General features: G+C 53.1%; 17 protein-coding genes and 1 pseudogene. All 18 read left to right on the top strand.

Annotated elements, in window-relative coordinates:
- Positions 1 to 77: 77 nt before the first annotated feature.
- The 18 genes and pseudogenes from C2U41_RS13710 (at position 78) to C2U41_RS13625 (ending at position 15,460) form a co-directional block, all read left to right on the top strand.
- Positions 78 to 569, top strand: a complete 492-nt coding sequence (locus C2U41_RS13710) for a DUF1441 family protein (RefSeq protein WP_103848676.1) — start codon at positions 78 to 80, stop codon at positions 567 to 569.
- The gene (locus C2U41_RS13705; RefSeq protein WP_103848675.1) at positions 569 to 2,671 is read left to right on the top strand and encodes a phage terminase large subunit family protein; all 2,103 of its coding nucleotides are present in this window, start codon (positions 569 to 571) and stop codon (positions 2,669 to 2,671) included. Before C2U41_RS13710 ends, C2U41_RS13705 begins: the two co-directional genes overlap by 1 nt.
- Positions 2,668 to 2,883 carry a hypothetical protein gene (locus C2U41_RS13700; RefSeq protein ID WP_103848681.1) on the top strand — a complete coding sequence of 72 codons (216 nt, stop codon included), beginning with the start codon at positions 2,668 to 2,670 and terminating at the stop codon, positions 2,881 to 2,883. The genes C2U41_RS13705 and C2U41_RS13700 overlap by 4 nt, the downstream gene beginning before the upstream one ends.
- A complete protein-coding gene (locus tag C2U41_RS13695; protein ID WP_086504787.1) occupies positions 2,880 to 4,388 on the top strand; it encodes a phage portal protein in 1,509 nt (502 codons plus the stop codon). The genes C2U41_RS13700 and C2U41_RS13695 overlap by 4 nt, the downstream gene beginning before the upstream one ends.
- A complete protein-coding gene (locus tag C2U41_RS13690) occupies positions 4,333 to 6,357 on the top strand; it encodes a ClpP-like prohead protease/major capsid protein fusion protein (protein ID WP_103848674.1) in 2,025 nt (674 codons plus the stop codon). Before C2U41_RS13695 ends, C2U41_RS13690 begins: the two co-directional genes overlap by 56 nt.
- A gap of 91 nt (positions 6,358 to 6,448) precedes the next feature.
- Positions 6,449 to 6,775 (top strand): DUF2190 family protein, encoded by a 327-nt coding sequence (locus tag C2U41_RS13685; RefSeq protein WP_079226142.1) that lies wholly within the window; start codon positions 6,449 to 6,451, stop codon positions 6,773 to 6,775.
- Positions 6,768 to 7,043, top strand: a complete 276-nt coding sequence (locus tag C2U41_RS13680; RefSeq protein WP_086504789.1) for an ATP-binding protein — start codon at positions 6,768 to 6,770, stop codon at positions 7,041 to 7,043. Before C2U41_RS13685 ends, C2U41_RS13680 begins: the two co-directional genes overlap by 8 nt.
- Before the next feature lie 8 nt (positions 7,044 to 7,051).
- Positions 7,052 to 7,630: a phage tail protein gene (locus C2U41_RS13675; RefSeq protein ID WP_086504790.1), complete on the top strand. Its 579-nt coding sequence runs from the start codon at positions 7,052 to 7,054 to the stop codon at positions 7,628 to 7,630.
- Complete coding sequence (locus tag C2U41_RS13670) at positions 7,627 to 8,028, top strand: phage minor tail U family protein (protein ID WP_086504791.1); 402 nt, start codon at positions 7,627 to 7,629, stop codon at positions 8,026 to 8,028. Before C2U41_RS13675 ends, C2U41_RS13670 begins: the two co-directional genes overlap by 4 nt.
- Positions 8,029 to 8,037: 9 nt before the next feature.
- On the top strand, positions 8,038 to 8,781 hold the full coding sequence (locus C2U41_RS13665) for a phage tail protein (RefSeq protein WP_103848673.1): 744 nt from the start codon (positions 8,038 to 8,040) through the stop codon (positions 8,779 to 8,781).
- A gap of 10 nt (positions 8,782 to 8,791) precedes the next feature.
- Positions 8,792 to 9,223 (top strand): phage tail assembly chaperone G, encoded by a 432-nt coding sequence (gene gpG, locus C2U41_RS13660; protein WP_086504793.1) that lies wholly within the window; start codon positions 8,792 to 8,794, stop codon positions 9,221 to 9,223.
- Positions 9,220 to 9,537: pseudogene (locus tag C2U41_RS13655) on the top strand (phage tail assembly protein T); the annotation flags it as partial. The gene gpG and the pseudogene C2U41_RS13655, both read left to right, overlap by 4 nt.
- The gene (locus C2U41_RS13650) at positions 9,530 to 12,673 is read left to right on the top strand and encodes a phage tail tape measure protein (protein ID WP_103848672.1); all 3,144 of its coding nucleotides are present in this window, start codon (positions 9,530 to 9,532) and stop codon (positions 12,671 to 12,673) included. The pseudogene C2U41_RS13655 and the gene C2U41_RS13650, both read left to right, overlap by 8 nt.
- A gap of 3 nt (positions 12,674 to 12,676) precedes the next feature.
- A complete protein-coding gene (locus C2U41_RS13645) occupies positions 12,677 to 13,024 on the top strand; it encodes a phage tail protein (RefSeq protein ID WP_047499067.1) in 348 nt (115 codons plus the stop codon).
- Complete coding sequence (locus C2U41_RS13640; protein WP_071681972.1) at positions 13,021 to 13,776, top strand: phage minor tail protein L; 756 nt, start codon at positions 13,021 to 13,023, stop codon at positions 13,774 to 13,776. The genes C2U41_RS13645 and C2U41_RS13640 overlap by 4 nt, the downstream gene beginning before the upstream one ends.
- Position 13,777: 1 nt before the next feature.
- Positions 13,778 to 14,494 (top strand): C40 family peptidase, encoded by a 717-nt coding sequence (locus C2U41_RS13635; RefSeq protein WP_071681974.1) that lies wholly within the window; start codon positions 13,778 to 13,780, stop codon positions 14,492 to 14,494.
- 44 nt (positions 14,495 to 14,538) lie between these two features.
- Positions 14,539 to 14,772 carry a hypothetical protein gene (locus tag C2U41_RS13630; protein ID WP_139239402.1) on the top strand — a complete coding sequence of 78 codons (234 nt, stop codon included), beginning with the start codon at positions 14,539 to 14,541 and terminating at the stop codon, positions 14,770 to 14,772.
- A gap of 79 nt (positions 14,773 to 14,851) precedes the next feature.
- The gene (locus C2U41_RS13625; RefSeq protein ID WP_071681978.1) at positions 14,852 to 15,460 is read left to right on the top strand and encodes a tail assembly protein; all 609 of its coding nucleotides are present in this window, start codon (positions 14,852 to 14,854) and stop codon (positions 15,458 to 15,460) included.
- The last annotated feature ends 8 nt before the right edge of the window (positions 15,461 to 15,468 follow it).

Here is a 15,468-nt window from a genome sequence, read left to right as displayed (position 1 = left end):
ATCATTCGCGCAATCCATTGATTTTTCAAACCCCGATTTTTCAATGATGTCGAATCGTTCAAAAAGTGTTCACCATCATGGACCAGGAAATTGCTTCGTTAAAACTCAACATTAACCAGCTGGCTGGCATCACTGGCGTGCATCGGCAGACCGTTGCCGCCAGGCTAAAAAATGTTGAACCTGCCGCCGGTAGTAACAGCAAACTCAAGCTGTATCTCGTCACCGATATTTTGAGTGAACTGATGATTCCGACAGTCTCAACGTCCAACGTAGAGGAAATGGAACCATCGAACAGGCTCGCGCACTGGAAGGCCGAGAACGAGCGGCTGAAATTTGAGGTAGATACGAAGCAGCTCATTCCCGCTGAAGACGTTGCCAGAGAATTTTCACTGATGGCGAAAGCTGTTGTAACGGTGCTTGAAACTCTACCGGACATTCTTGAGCGCGACTGCGCACTGACACCAGCCGCTGTCTCGCGTGTGCAAGACGTGATTGATGATTTGCGTGATCAGGTTGCACAAAAAGTAATGGACGCCGAACAAGAGGAGGAAGAGCCAGAGGAGGACTGATGGCAAAACGGGCATCAGCCAGAGGTATCCGCCGGGATATCTCCGGTATTTTACGTGCCCCGCGTCGTATGAAGGTAGCTGATGCGGTTCGCGATTTCATGCGTGTCCCTATCGGTGCGGGTAACTCTGTTAAGTGGGATCCAAATCTGGCCCCTTACATCATCGAGCCGATGAATAGCCTGGCTTCAAGAGAATACGATGCTGTGGTGTTTGTAGGACCTGCCCGAACAGGGAAAACGATTGGTCTGATTGATGGCTGGATTGTCTATAACATCGTTTGTGATCCCGCGGATATGCTGGTCATACAGGTATCCGAAGAAAAAGCGCGTGAGCACTCAAAGAAACGCCTCGATCGCACATTCCGCTGTAGTCCTGATGTGAAATCACGACTCAGCCCGCGCAGGAACGATAATAACGTCCACGACCGTACATTTCGTGCAGGGAATTATCTAAAGATTGGCTGGCCGTCGGTGAATATCATGTCCTCGTCAGACTATAAAAGTGTAGCGCTGACTGACTACGATCGTTTCCCTGAGGATATCGACGGCGAGGGTGATGCGTTTTCTCTTGGTTCGAAACGAACCACCACATTTATGTCCAGCGGGATGACGCTTGTCGAAAGTTCTCCCGGTCGCGAGATCCGTGACACCAAATGGCGACCAACCAGCGCGCATGAAGCTCCCCCGACAACAGGAATATTATCGCTATTTAATAAAGGCGATCGGCGACGGCTTTACTGGCCATGCCCGCATTGCGGGGAATATTTTCAGCCGGAAATCGCCAATATGACAGGATTCCGTGAGACGCCTGACCCCGTTGTAGCAAGTGAATCTGCCTACCTCCAGTGCCCAGCATGCAAAGGCAAAATTACGCCCGAGATGAAACGTGACCTGAATATTCGCCATGTCTGGTTGCGTGATGGGGAAAAAATGGACCGGGACGGCAAGCGATATGGTGAACCCCGCCGATCTCGTATCGCCTCGTTCTGGATGGAAGGCCCGGCAGCTGCTTATCAGACCTGGGCGCAGATGATGTACAAATTCCTGACTGCTGAGCAGGAATATGAGGCCACCCAGAGCGAAGAAACGCTCAAAACAGTTGTAAACACCGACTTTGGGCGACCCTATTTGCCCCGCGCCAATCTGGAGCAGCGTAAAAGCGAACTGCTGGAGCAACGTGCCGAAGATGTACCAAAGCGATCGGTTCCAGATGGTGTGCTGTTTATGACTGCAACGGTCGATGTTCAGGGCGGCAAATCCCGGCGTTTCGTGGTGCAGGTCACTGGCTACGGTGCACAGGGTGAACGTTGGGTTGTGGACCGCTACAACATCCGGCAGTCATTAAGGGCCAATGAGCACGGCGAGTGTTATCCCATAGACCCGGCAAGTTATCCGGAAGACTGGGATTTGTTGCTGTCAGACGTGTTCGAAAAGTCATGGGCATTAGCAAGTGACCCGTCGAAACGTATGCGCCTTATGGCGATGGCTGTCGATTCCGGCGGGGAAGATGGCGTCACCGACAACGCTTACAAATTCTGGCGCAAATGTCGTCGTGAAGGGCTGGGCAAAAAGATTTATCTCTTTAAGGGGGACAGCGTACACCGCTCGAAACTCATCACCCGTACTTTCCCTGACAACACTGATAGATCCACACGACGTGCAAAAGCCGCCGGTGATGTGCCGCTTTATCTTCTCCAGACCGACGCACTTAAAGACCAGGTGAATAACGCTTTGTGGCGTGATTCGCCTGGCCCGAATTACGTGCATTTCCCTGACTGGCTCGGCAGCTGGTTTTACGATGAACTGACCTATGAGGAGCGATCGACCGATGGCAAATGGAGTAAGCCGGGACGTGGTGCAAACGAAGCATTTGACCTGCTGGTCTACGCTGATGCGCTCGCCATCCTCCACGGCTACGAGAAAATCAAATGGCCCGCTGCTCCTGAGTGGGCGAGGCGGGAAACCTGGCTGGAGAACGCGCCGCCGGAAGCTGGCGAAGCGGTATCCCAGACACCAGAACCAGTACCCACCAAAAAACGGAAGCGGAAAAAGCCCGTAACCGATGATTCTAACCCCTGGAGTACATCAGGAGGATGGTTGTGAACCGTGTTGATATTGAAGCCATGATCCAGCGATATACCGAAGCCGAAATGGCGGTGCTGGAAGGCAAAACTATCCGTTTCAATGGGCAGGAAATGACGATGGAGAACCTGTCTGAAATCCGAAAAGGGCGTCAGGAGTGGGAGCGTCGGCTCTCTTCTCTTATTTCTCATCGCCGCGGGCGACCCGGTTACCGACTGGCGAGGTTTGAATGAGCCGTTTAGATGATGCGATTGGGGTCTTTTCGCCAGGCTGGAAAGCAGCCCGTCTGCAGGCGCGCGCGAAAATCAGGGCATATGAAGCCGTTACCCCGACCAGAACGCACAAAGGGCGCCGTGAAAATCGTTCAGCTGATCAGCTCAGCAAAATGGGGGCGGTATCACTGCGGGAGCAGGCCAGGTGGCTCGATAACAATCACGATCTGGTGATTGGGGTGTTCGATAAGCTGGAAGAGCGGGTGGTTGGGAAAGCCGGAATTATTGTTGAACCCCATCCCAAACTGATGAACGGTAAAATCGCCAAAAAGCTGGCAGATCAGATCCGTAATAAATGGGCAGAATGGTCTGTCAGGCCTGATGTCACGAACCAGTTTACCCGCCCGATGCTTGAGCGCCTGATGTTGCGCACCTGGCTGCGGGATGGCGAAGTGTTTGCCCAGCTTGTCAGTGGAACCGGGAATGGTCTTACGCCAGCAGCCGGTATCCCTTTCTGGCTTGAAGCGCTTGAACCAGATTTTATTCCCATGAACAGCGATGCTGCCAGCCAGCTTAATCAGGGGGTATTCGTCGACAACTGGGGCAGACCAAGGAAATATCAGGTTTATAAAAGCCTGCCCGTTTCAGGCCGTCAGCTTGATACCAAAGAAGTGGATGCGGAAAACATGCTGCATCTTAAATTTGTCCGCCGTCTGCACCAGACCCGGGGCGTATCGATGCTATCCGGTGTACTGATGCGTCTGAGCGCACTTAAAGAGTATGAAGATGCTGAGCTCACCGCCGCACGTATTGCTGCTGCGCTGGGTATGTACATCAAAAAGGGAGACGGGCAAAGCTTCGAAGAGAGTAACAGTTCTTCCGATGATGATGATCGGGAAGTGATGATTCAGCCAGGCATCATTTATGACGATCTGAAGCCTGGTGAAGATATCGGCATGGTGAAATCTGACCGGCCCAATCCTAACCTTGAAACCTTCCGTAATGGGCAACTTCGCGCTGTCGCAGCAGGCAGCCGACTCAGCTTTTCAAGCACAGCCAGAAACTACAACGGCACCTACAGCGCGCAGCGGCAGGAACTGGTGGAATCAACAGATGGCTATCTCATTTTACAGGACTGGTTTATTGGCGCGGTGACCCGGCCAATGTACCGCACCTGGCTGAAAATGGCGGTGGCCGCTGGCGAGATTAAATTACCCCGCGGTCTGGATATGGAGTCGCTGTACTCGGCGGTGTATTCCGGCCCTGTTATGCCGTGGATCGATCCGGTTAAAGAGGCCAATGCCTGGAAGTTACAGATCCGGGGCGGAGCGGCAACGGAATCCGACTGGGTCCGCGCCAGCGGACGTAACCCGAACGATGTGAAGGCGCGCCGGAAGGCAGAGATCGACGAAAACAAAGAGATGGGGCTGGTGTTTGACACTGACCCTGCCAATGACAAAGGAGGCACAAGTGCCGAAGCCAAAGAACCGGGCGCACCACCGTCCGAAAGCCAGCGCAAAAAGTAATTCCTGGTTCCGTATGCAGGCCAGCGCCGACAACGAAGCGGATATTTATATCTACGACGAGATCGGCTACTGGGGGGTGACGGCGCGCCAGTTTGTGAATGACCTGAAGGCGCTGGGCGACATTACCCATATCAACCTTCATATCAATTCGCCCGGTGGCGATGTCTTTGATGGCATCGCCATTTTTAATTCCCTGAAGCATCACGGCGCGGCGATCACCGTTCACATTGATGGTCTGGCAGCTTCTATGGCTTCGGTGATTGCGATGGTTGGCAACCCGGTCATTATGCCGGAAAACACGATGATGATGATCCACAAACCATGGGGATTCGCAGGTGGCGATGCCAACGACATGCGGGATTATGCCGATCTGCTGGATAAGGTCGAGTCTGTCCTGATCCCGGCGTACGCGGAGAAAACAGGAAAAACGACCGATGAAATCGCCGCCATGCTGGACGATGAAACCTGGATGGATGGTAAAGAATGCTTAGCGCATGGCTTTGCCGATCAGGTCACTACATCTCTGCAGGCGATGGCCTGTATTCAATCAAAACGTATTGAGGACTTTGAAAAGATGCCAAACAGCATTCGTAACATGATCACCCCGCCGCGCAATACTACCCAGCGCGAACCGCAGCAACCGCAACCACAGGTGGCGGCAACGACACCCCCAGCGCCAGCGTCCACTTCTGATGAAGCCACTATCCGTGCACAGGTGCTTGCCGAGCAAAAGAACCGTGTTAACGCAATTAACGATCTCTTTGCGATGTTCGGTGGCAAGCATCATGAGCTGCAGAATAAATGCATCGCGGATCCGGAATGCACAGTGGCTCAGGCTAAAGATGAATTGCTGGCGGCGCTGGGCAAAAATTCCACACCGTCGAATAAAACCACGGATGCGCACATTTACGCCGGGAACGGTAACTTTGTTGGCGACGGAGTTCGCCAGGCACTGATGGCGCGCGCTGGCTTCGAGAGCCTGGAGCGGGACAACGTCTATAACGGCATGACGCTGCGCGAATATGCCCGTATGGCACTGACCGAACGCGGCATCGGCGTTTCCAGCTATAACCCGATGCAGATGGTCGGTATGGCACTGACGCACAGCACGTCTGACTTCGGTAATATCCTGCTCGACGTTGCTAATAAAGCGTTACTGCAGGGCTGGGAGGAAGCGGCAGAAACTTTTGAGCAGTGGACCAAGAAAGGCCAGTTGTCTGACTTTAAAACGGCGCATCGTGTCGGTCTGGGCGGCTTCTCATCCCTGCGTCAGGTACGCGAAGGTGCTGAATATAAGTATGTGACCACCAAAGATAAAGGTGAAAGCATCGCGCTGGCCACCTACGGTGAAATCTTCTCTATTACCCGTCAGGCGATCATCAACGACGATCTGAATCAGTTAACCGATGTACCTATGAAGATGGGCCGTGCAGCAAAAGGGACGATTGGCGACCTGGTGTATGCCGTTCTGACCGAAAACGCGAAATTGTCTGATGGTAAGCCGCTGTTCCATGCTGATCACGGTAATATTTCCGCAGGCGCGATTTCTGTAGCCAGCCTTGATGAAGCGCGCAAGATGATGCGTCTGCAGAAAGAGGGTGAGCGTCCCCTGAATATTCGCCCGGCATTCATGCTGGTGCCAGTCGCGCTCGAAACCCTGGCAAACCAGACGATCAAGTCTGCCAGTGTGAAAGGGGCGGATATCAACGCCGGTATCATGAACCCAATTCAGAATTTTGCTGAAGTTATCGCGGAGCCGCGTCTTGACGCCAAAGACACCAGCGCCTGGTATCTGGCCGCCGCTAAGGGCACGGACACCATCGAAGTGGCTTACCTGAACGGCGTTGATACTCCGTATATCGATCAGCAGGAAGGCTTCACGACCGACGGTATTGCCACCAAAGTGCGCATCGATGCCGGTGTATCTCCTCTGGATTATCGCGGCCTGGCGAAATCAACCGGGAAATAATCCCTTCCACTCAAGCAGCACATCACAGCCCATCAGGGCTTTTTTTGTATCTGAATTCGGCCCCGTATGGGGCTGGATGGAGACTGAATTTATGGCGAAGAATTTTGTACAGCATGGCAAAACTATTGAGATTGCCAACACGGGCAGCGTTGCGATCCTGAGTGGTTCGCCGGTGATGGTGGGGAAAGTCGTGGCGATTGCCATTACTGATATTGCGGCAGGCCAGACAGGAGACGGTTTTGCCGAAGGTGTTTTCCTGCTGCCTAAGCTGACTACCGATGCGATCACCATCGGTGAGCAGGTTCATATCAAAGATGGCAAAGTGCAGAACGACGCGACAGGTGCCGATCTGGCCGGGGTTGCCTGGGAAGATGCAGCTGCCAGTTCCGCAATTGTAGCCGTGAAAATCAATGCCTAATCCCTTTGACAGACTTGTCAGCCGCATGGATGCGGTCACGGTGAACAAAATGGGAAAGCCAGCGATCATCAACGGGGATCCCATGATTGTTATTCCGGCTGAGTTTCTGGAAGAAATGGGGCCTTTAAGCGGAACAGGGCGGTCGCTGGTGGTGTTTACCGCTGGCTACCAGCCTCGCCGTAATGATGTGGTGATTTTTGAGGGGGAGGAATTCCATCTGACCCGTCACGAGCGCTTTAACGGTAAGCCGCGCATCTTTATCGAATAGGAGGGGGGATGTCGGTTAAAGGCCTGGAAAGGGCTATTCAGAATCTCAACAGCCTCAGCCGGTTAATCGTTCCTGAGGCAACTGCGAAAGCACTTAACCGTGTGGCCAGCAGAACGATAAGTCAGGGCAGCAAAACTGTAGCGAAAGAGGCAAAGGTGGATGATAACCGGAAAACGGGGCTTCCGGTTCGTCTGGTCCGGCAGCGTTCCCGTTTACGCAAGGCCCGCCACGATCGTCCAGTCGCGTCAATAAAAATCAACCGCGGTAATCTTCCCGCGATAAAGCTTGGTACTGCTCGCGTCCGGCTGTCGCGTAAAAAAGGGGCCAGAAACGGATCGGGCAGCGTCCTTAAAATCGGACCCTATACCTTTCGCAATGCGTTTATTCAACAACTGGCGAGCGGGCGCTGGCAGGTCATGCGGCGCGTAGGTAAAGCCCGTTATCCCATTGATGTGGTCAAAGTTCCTCTTGAGACACCGCTGACAGTAGCTTTCACCTCGATTTCAAAACGCCTTATTGAAAGCGACATGCCCAAAGAACTTTCCGCAGCACTGAAAAACCAACTGAGGATCCACCTGAAGCGATGAACAGACACAGCGCTATACGTGCAGCCATTCTGGCGAAACTGAAAGCTGATATCACCGATACCGTTACCTGGTTTGACGGGCGTCCCGTGTTTCTGGAGGAGCAGGATCTGCCTGCGGTGGCGGTGTATATCTCTGATGCGGAGTACACCGGTGATTCGCTCGATGAAGATTCGTGGCAGGCCGTTCTCCATATCGAGGTGTTTCTTAAGGCTTCCAGCCCTGACACAGCGCTGGATTCCTGGATGGAAGAGAAAATATATCCAGCGATGGAGGGCATCCCGGGTCTTGACGCATTAATCGAAACAATGACTCCCCAGGGCTATGACTACCAGCGGGATGATGAAATGGCCACGTGGGGTTCCGTCGATTTCACGTACACATTAACGTATTCAATGTAAGAGGTATTTATGCCTACACCCAATCCACTGGCGCCCGTAAAAGGCGCCGGTACCACACTCTGGCTTTACACAGGAACGGGTAACGCTTTCGCTAACCCACTCTCGGATATCGACTGGAACCGTCTGGCGAAAATTAAAGAGCTGACGCCGGGCGAAATGACCGCCGAATCGTATGACGACACCTACCTTGATGATGAGGACGCCGACTGGAACGCGACCGCTCAGGGGGCAAAATCGGCAGGGGATACATCACTTACGCTTGCCTGGAAGCCGGGAGAACAGGGACAGAAAGAACTGGTCACCTGGTTTAACGATGGTTCTGTCCGGGTGTACAAGATTAAATATCCGAATGGTACCGTCGACGTTTTCCGCGGCTGGTGCAGCAGCCTGGGTAAAGCTATCCCGGCAAAAGAGGTCATTACCCGCACAGCGAAAATCACCAATACCGGCAAGCCCGAACTGGCTGAAGAAAGTGGTTCTGCGCCCATTGCTGTTACAGGTGTTACGCTGGATAAATCCACGGCAAGCGTCGCCGTTGCAGCGACCACCGCGCTCAATGTGACGGTTAATCCTGCCAGTGCATCGGATCCTTCGTTCCGCGTGGCAACCTCTGATGGGGCAAAAGCGACGGTATCTGTAAGCGGCAACACGATCACCGTAACGGGTGTGGCAGCCGGTAACGCTGACATTATTGTTATGACCAGCGACGGCAATTTCGTTGCAGTCTGCAAAGTCACTGTCACCGTTTCCTGAGGAGGGGGATATGTTCCTCAAAAAAGAACCATTTAACTACCTTGGCGAATCCACCACGCTGAATGAACTGTCAGCGCTTCAGCGTATTGAGTACCTTGAATTTCTGGCTGCGGAAGAAAAGACACTTGGCCATGAAAGCGACAGTATCAGCGATCAGGAAATGACTGCCCGTCTGGTGGGTTCAAACATCCGCTGCGGTGCGCGCGTGATCGCACTTTCTCTCTGGCATAATGACCCCGCAGGTCCCGACGAAGAAGCACTTTACCAGCAGGTTCTCAAAGGCTGGCCGCCGGAAGCGATCGGCAAGGCTGAAATGCAGGTTAAGTTGCTCTCCGGCATGCTCGTTCCGGTTGAGGATGGCAACGATGCCGATCCGGAAGCCCCATTGGAGGTTGAAGGCGCTGAAGACGTTACGGCGGAAAAGCCCTTGCCAGCGAGCTGAAATTTGTCCTGAATCTGGCGCGCGAATTCGGGCGACCCGACTGGCGCGCCATGCTGGCTGGAATGACTTCTGGTGAGCTGGGCGACTGGCACCAGTTCTACCGGGAGCATTATTTTCAGGACGCGCAGCTCGATGCGCATTTTTCCGGGCTGCTTTATTCCATCTCTTCTCTTTTCTTCCGCGATCCGGAACTTACCCCCGCACATTTCAGCCTGCTTTCTCCTTCCGGTAGCGTCATCAGTGATGACGAACCGGATGATGACACGCTGATGGCCGCAGCTGAGGGGATCACAGGAGGTATCCGATATGGCCCAGCAGATTAGCGATCTGGTCATCAACCTTGATGTCGACAGCGCCACGTTCAGCGAACAGGTTGCCCGTATAAAGGGCCAACTCACAGGGATGGCTGATGACTCTGAAAAAGTCCAGACGCGAATGCAGCGCGCCTCAGAGCGACAGGTTGCAGCATTAAAAAGTGTGGGGGATACAGGTGCTTCTGCTGCGGCGGAAATCAAATCCCGCCAGGCAGACGCCACGGAAGGGTTGGCTCAAAACTGGCAAAAAGTATCTAAATCCGTTGATGAAACACACCGCCGGGTGTCAGACCTCAGCCAGCGCATGCGTGAGAATGACGGCCAGGCGGCAGTGCTCGCCAGACGGCAGGATGAACTTGCTGCATCTTTTTTTCGCCAGATAGACAGTGTTCGCCAGTTGAACGGAGAAACACAATCTCTCGCTAATGTGCAGGCACGCTTTCGTGCCGCAAGGGCTCAGGGAAATATTACACAGCAGGATTACCTTGCGTTGATATCTCATACGACAGCCCGACAGAAAGAGCTTCAGATTGTCGAAGAGAAAGCAGGGATTGCACGGGCACGTTTTCTCCGTCAACTGAAGTCTCAGGTTGTGGAGCAAAAGCTCTCCGGTACCGAACTGCTGCGAATGAAGGCTGCACAGGTTGGAGCCAGTGATGCCGCAGAAGTTTATATCCGTAAGCTTGAAGCGGCTAAAGTCGCCACGCACGGGCTGGGTCTGCAAAGTGCTGCGGCGCGTAGGGAACTTGGCGTTCTGATGGGCGAAGTCATGCGCGGTAACTTTGGTGCCCTTCGTGGTTCCGGTATTACGCTGGCCAACCGCGCCGGATGGATAGATCAGCTGATGACTTTACGCGGGCTGGGCATGGCCGGCATGGTCGGGGGGATTGCTGCAGCGGTTGTTGGGTTGGGTAAAGCCTGGTATGACGGCAGCAAAGAGTCTGAGGAATTTAATAAACAGCTAATCCTGACCGGGAACTACGCGGGTAAAACATCCGGTCAGCTTCAGGCGCTGGCGCGCTCGCTGGCCGGTAATGGTATCACTCAGCATGCCGCTGCAGGCGTGCTGGCGCAGGTCGTTGGAAGCGGCGCGTTCAGCGGTAATGACGTCAGCATGGTCAGCAATGTCGCCGCCAGGCTGCAGCAGGCTACCGGGCAGGCCGTCGACGAAACCATAAATCAGTTTAAACGCCTGAAGGATGATCCGGTTAACGCGGTCGCGACGCTCAATGATTCCCTGCATTTTCTGACGGCCACCCAGTATGAACAGATTTCCTCTGCTCAGGCGCTGGGGGATTCGCAGAAAGCAGCCGAGCTGGCAATGCGGGCATATTCTGACTCCGTTATACAACGAGCGGGGGCTGTAGAGGACAATCTTGGCTCTCTCGAAAAAGCGTGGAACTGGGTGAAGAATGCTGCTTCCGGGGCGTGGGATGCGATGCTGGGCGTAGGGCGTAATCCTGACACCGCGATGAAGCGCCAGGACTCTTTCGCTGAATGGCAGGCAGCAGAGAAAGAGTACCGCGCGCTGTCCAGCAATCTTAAAATCGACCCAGATTATGCCGGTAACAACGTTCTGCAGAAAGCTGATGCGGAAAGGCTGAGAAACGCGCGCCAGCAGGTGGAGCTTAAAAAGCAGGCTTATGATCTGGCTGATCAGCAATATGCCCAGGAAGGACTGACAGCCGCGCGGGAAAAAATGCGGACGGATCAGCAAACTCAGGCAATCCGCAGCCAGCAGCAGTTTAACCAGTTGGTGGAATCCGGCGCGACAGCGGCAGAAAAGCGGGCTTCAGCAGAGAAAAAGCTCAGTCAGCTTATTGAGAAAAACCGTCAGGATGCGAAAGACGGTATCGCCACGCTGTGGACTGACAAGGACATTGCTGCAGCGCGGGCAGGGATCGAAAAGCAGTTTAAGGACGCCAAAACCCCAAAAGGCAAAAGCTATTCAACGCCAGCCGGGGACAAAGCAGAGGAAAAGGCGCAGGCCGAACTTCTCACCCTTCAGGCCCAGCTTAAAACGCTTGAGCAGCATACCAGCGTAAACGACGTCATAAGCAAACAGCGTCAGGACCTCTGGCAGACTGAAAATCAGTTCACCGTTCTGCAGGAGGCTGCTGGTCGTCGTCAGCTTACGGCGCAGGAAAAATCCCTGCTGGCGCACAAGGAAGAAACGCTCGAGTACAAGCGGCAGTTGGCCGACCTGGGCGATAAGGTCGCTCAACAGCAAAAGCTCAATCAGCTTGCCGACCAGGCGGCTAAATTCCATCAGCAGCAGAGTGCGGCAAGGGCCGGTCTTCAGGCACAGTCAGAGGGGGTATCCAGCCGGCAGGCTGGGAGAAAATCAACCCTGAAGCGTCTCAGCGAAAGCTATGCCTATAATCCGGCAGAGCAGCGAAAGGTTCTTGAAGATCAAAGGGCGACATTCGAGGCTGAAGATGCCCTGCGCGCAAACTGGCTGGCAGGTGCCAAACAGGGTTGGGCTGAATATCAGGATTCAGCGACAAACGTCTTCAGCTCGGTTCAGCAGATTTCACAGGCAACGTTCAGCGGGCTGGCGGGCCAGCTTACCAGCCTGGTGACAACCGGCAAAGCCAGCTTTAAGGACTTCACCAGTTCGATCCTCAAAATGATTGTGTCCGTTATCAACCAACTGCTGGTGGCCTACACCATCCAGAGCGCGATGGGCTGGGTGAGTGGTGGTGCTAAAGCGCCAGCGTCAGGCCAGTCTTTTGCGGTACCGTCTTTCCGCCCCTCGGGCTATGACGTAGGTGGTTATACCGGGCACGGTGGCAAATATGAGCCTGCCGGTATTGTTCACCGCGGCGAGTTTGTTTTCACCAAAGAATCTACCAGCCGTATCGGCGTGTCCAACCTGTACCGACTTATGCGTGGGTATGCCTCTGGCGGTCTTGTCGGTGGTGGTAAGGTCCCCTCGACTGGCATCGGTGGGGTTAGCGTTTACGCACCTGTTTCAGTCGCTACTGCTCAGCCCGGCGATCAGAAACAACAGCAGGGCAGTGGTGATGCGCTGACTAAGGCATATCAGAAAGTGATCGACCGTTCCATTCGTGATGGTATCGCCAGGGAGATTCGTCCGGGGGGAATCATCTGGAGCGCCAACAAACAGAGGTAAGTGATGGCTGTAGAACACTTTACCTGGCGTATTCAGGCTGCGAGCCAACCCACTCTCAGCAGCAAGGATACTGTCAGAACAGCTCAGTTCGGTGATGGATACAAGCAGATTAGTGGTTCTGGCCTGAACGATGAGGTTCTAAATTATGCCTTTTCTTTTACTGGTGATCCGGTAATAGCCAGAGAGATTCATTCATTTTTACGGAGGCATAAAACCAAGTCTTTCACATTCACTCCACCTGGTGGTGATTTAGCCCTCTGGCGTGTTGAGGCAAACAGTCTGCAGCGAGTCACCCTGAATAAAAAAGTGGAAACCGTAACTGCAACGTTTGAACAGGCATTTGCACCATGAGCTTAAACAGTGATTATCAGAAACTTGAGCCGGGCAACGTTGTCCGGCTTTTTGATGTCGATGGCACCGCATTTGGTGTTTCCGACGTTCTCCGCTTCCACGCCCACAATATTGCCCACACTCCCGATGAAATTGCAGCTGCTGGTGGAGATGAAAATAAGCTACCGGCGAAATCGATCTGGTGGCAGGGGCAGGAATATAAAGCCTGGCCCTGCCAGATCGAGGGTATTGAAGCATCAACCAATGGGGGAGGTGCTCAGCCAAAGTTATCTGTAGCGAACCTCGATGGTTCCATTACGGCGCTGTGTCTTGCTTACGATGACCTGCTGCAGGCGAAGGTCACCATTCATGACACGCTGGCGCAGTATCTGGATGCGAAAAACTATCCGGAGGGCAACCCGTCGGCGGATCCTCAGCAGGAAAAGCTGAAGGTATTTTATATTGATGCCAAGAGCACTGAAATCAACGAGGTGGTTGAGTTCACGTTGTCCAGCCCGATGGATCTGCAGGGGCTGATGATCCCGACACGCCAGCTACATTCGCTTTGTACCTGGTGCATCCGGAACAAATACCGTTCCGGTGATGGATGCGACTATGCCGGGACGCGTTATTTCGACAGGCACAACAACCCGGTTAACGATTCGTCGCTCGATGAATGCCCCGGTACACTCACTGCGTGCAAGTTGCGACATGGCGAGGGGAACGAGTTGCCGTTCGGTGGTTTCCCTGGCACATCCCTGATCAGGAGTTGATATGCGTCAGAAAATTATCGACGCCATTATGGCGCATGCTGCTGCTGAATATCCGCGGGAGTGCTGCGGGCTGATAGTGCAGAAAAGCAGGGTGCAGAGATACATTCCCTGCCGCAATCTGGCAGCCGATCCGACAGAGCATTTCCTCCTGTCACCGGAGGATTACGCCGCTGCCGAAGACTGGGGTACGGTGATTGCCATTGTCCACAGTCACCCGGATGCAACGACACAGCCAAGCGAACTGGATAAAGCGCAATGCGATGCAACGCTCTTACCCTGGCACATTGTAAGCTGGCCGGAGGGGGATCTGCGTACCATCCAGCCGCGGGGAGAACTGCCGCTACTGGAGCGCCCATTTGTGCTCGGTCACTTCGATTGCTGGGGGCTGGTGATGAGTTACTTCAGGCAAACGCATGGTATTGAACTGAAGGATTACCGCGTCGATTATCCCTGGTGGGAGGACAGTTACCCCGAAAACTTCTACCACGATTGCTGGTATGAATGCGGCTTCCGTGAATTCATCGGCGTGCCGCAGCCTGGTGATATGGTGATCATGCAGGTCCAGGCTAATAAGTGGAATCACGCGGGAATTATACTGGAAGGTAACATGCTGTTGCATCACCTGTATGGGCACCTCAGCCAGCGTGTTCCGTATGGTGGCTACTGGCAGGAGCGGACGATGAAGATTGTGAGGTATAACTCACTGGTTTCCATGTAAATCAGTGATAAAATATTGTAAAGCTTAAACTTGGGGATAGGGATGTGAAGAAGTTTTTATTGATCATGGTTGTTCTGGTTATTGCTTTTTTGGGATGGGGCGCTTATTTGAATGAAACTCCAGAGGGGAAAGAAAAAGGTAGAGCCCGGGATGCAATAAAACTCTGTTGGTCTGAGCAAAGTAAAAAATCGAATAGCGCTGAGCAGGGGCGGTTTATAGCTAGTGCTTGTGAGTTAATGGAGAAAGAGTTTCGCGCTAAGTTTGGAGTTAATCCTTAGTCATTTAACCAAATGAAATGCAAATTAAAGAAATAAAATCAACCTCGTTTCGGCGAGGTTTTTTATTATTGGAGGTTACATGCAAGAAGTTATGGCACAAATAGAACTTGGAGGTATTCTTGGGAAAACTTTTGGTAAAACACATTATCGTTTAATTAGTACAGTACAGGAAGCACCTCGCGCACTTGCTAAAACTATTTCTGGTTTTGAAAAGTTTATGATTACTAGTGACCGCCGCGGTCTAACTTATGCTGTATTTAAAGGAAAGAAAAATATAGGTAAAGATGACCTTGGTTTTCCTGCGACAGAGGATGTTATTCGTATTTCTCCTGTCGTGATCGGCAGTAAAAAGGCTGGTCTATTACAAACTATACTGGGGGCAGTACTTATTACTGTAGCTGTCTTAACCGGTCCAGGCGGTATTGGTGCTGCGTTTACAGCTGGTGGATTAACTGGTTTTGCTGCAGCAACTGGTGCTTCGTTAGTTCTTGGCGGAATTGTTCAAATGCTATCACCTCAACCATCAGGTCTTGCTAGTAAGCAAAGTGCAGATAACCGCGCTTCGTACGCGTTCGGCGGGGTAACCAATACAGCGGCGCAAGGTTACCCAGTACCGTTGCTTTACGGACGCAGGCGCATTGGCGGGGCGATAATCTCTGCTGGTATATACGTCGAAGACCAGCAATAACCAAAGCA

This window comes from Citrobacter freundii complex sp. CFNIH4 (genome assembly GCF_002934505.1).
Taxonomy (GTDB): Bacteria; Pseudomonadota; Gammaproteobacteria; order Enterobacterales; family Enterobacteriaceae; genus Citrobacter; species Citrobacter freundii.
Note: the sequence above shows the minus strand (reverse complement) of the source record. Positions and strands in the feature narration are given on the sequence as shown.

Bases quoted from the DNA above. Each gene is read 5' to 3' on its own strand.
- C2U41_RS13710 (WP_103848676.1), top strand. From the start codon at position 78: ATGGACCAGGAAATTGCTTCGTTAAAACTCAACATTAACCAGCTGGCT.
- C2U41_RS13705 (WP_103848675.1), top strand. From the start codon at position 569: ATGGCAAAACGGGCATCAGCCAGAGGTATCCGCCGGGATATCTCCGGT.
- C2U41_RS13695 (WP_086504787.1), top strand. From the start codon at position 2,880: ATGAGCCGTTTAGATGATGCGATTGGGGTCTTTTCGCCAGGCTGGAAA.
- C2U41_RS13685 (WP_079226142.1), top strand. From the start codon at position 6,449: ATGGCGAAGAATTTTGTACAGCATGGCAAAACTATTGAGATTGCCAAC.
- C2U41_RS13680 (WP_086504789.1), top strand. From the start codon at position 6,768: ATGCCTAATCCCTTTGACAGACTTGTCAGCCGCATGGATGCGGTCACG.
- C2U41_RS13675 (WP_086504790.1), top strand. From the start codon at position 7,052: ATGTCGGTTAAAGGCCTGGAAAGGGCTATTCAGAATCTCAACAGCCTC.
- C2U41_RS13670 (WP_086504791.1), top strand. From the start codon at position 7,627: ATGAACAGACACAGCGCTATACGTGCAGCCATTCTGGCGAAACTGAAA.
- C2U41_RS13665 (WP_103848673.1), top strand. From the start codon at position 8,038: ATGCCTACACCCAATCCACTGGCGCCCGTAAAAGGCGCCGGTACCACA.
- gpG (WP_086504793.1), top strand. From the start codon at position 8,792: ATGTTCCTCAAAAAAGAACCATTTAACTACCTTGGCGAATCCACCACG.
- C2U41_RS13650 (WP_103848672.1), top strand. From the start codon at position 9,530: ATGGCCCAGCAGATTAGCGATCTGGTCATCAACCTTGATGTCGACAGC.
- C2U41_RS13645 (WP_047499067.1), top strand. From the start codon at position 12,677: ATGGCTGTAGAACACTTTACCTGGCGTATTCAGGCTGCGAGCCAACCC.
- C2U41_RS13640 (WP_071681972.1), top strand. From the start codon at position 13,021: ATGAGCTTAAACAGTGATTATCAGAAACTTGAGCCGGGCAACGTTGTC.
- C2U41_RS13635 (WP_071681974.1), top strand. From the start codon at position 13,778: ATGCGTCAGAAAATTATCGACGCCATTATGGCGCATGCTGCTGCTGAA.
- C2U41_RS13625 (WP_071681978.1), top strand. From the start codon at position 14,852: ATGCAAGAAGTTATGGCACAAATAGAACTTGGAGGTATTCTTGGGAAA.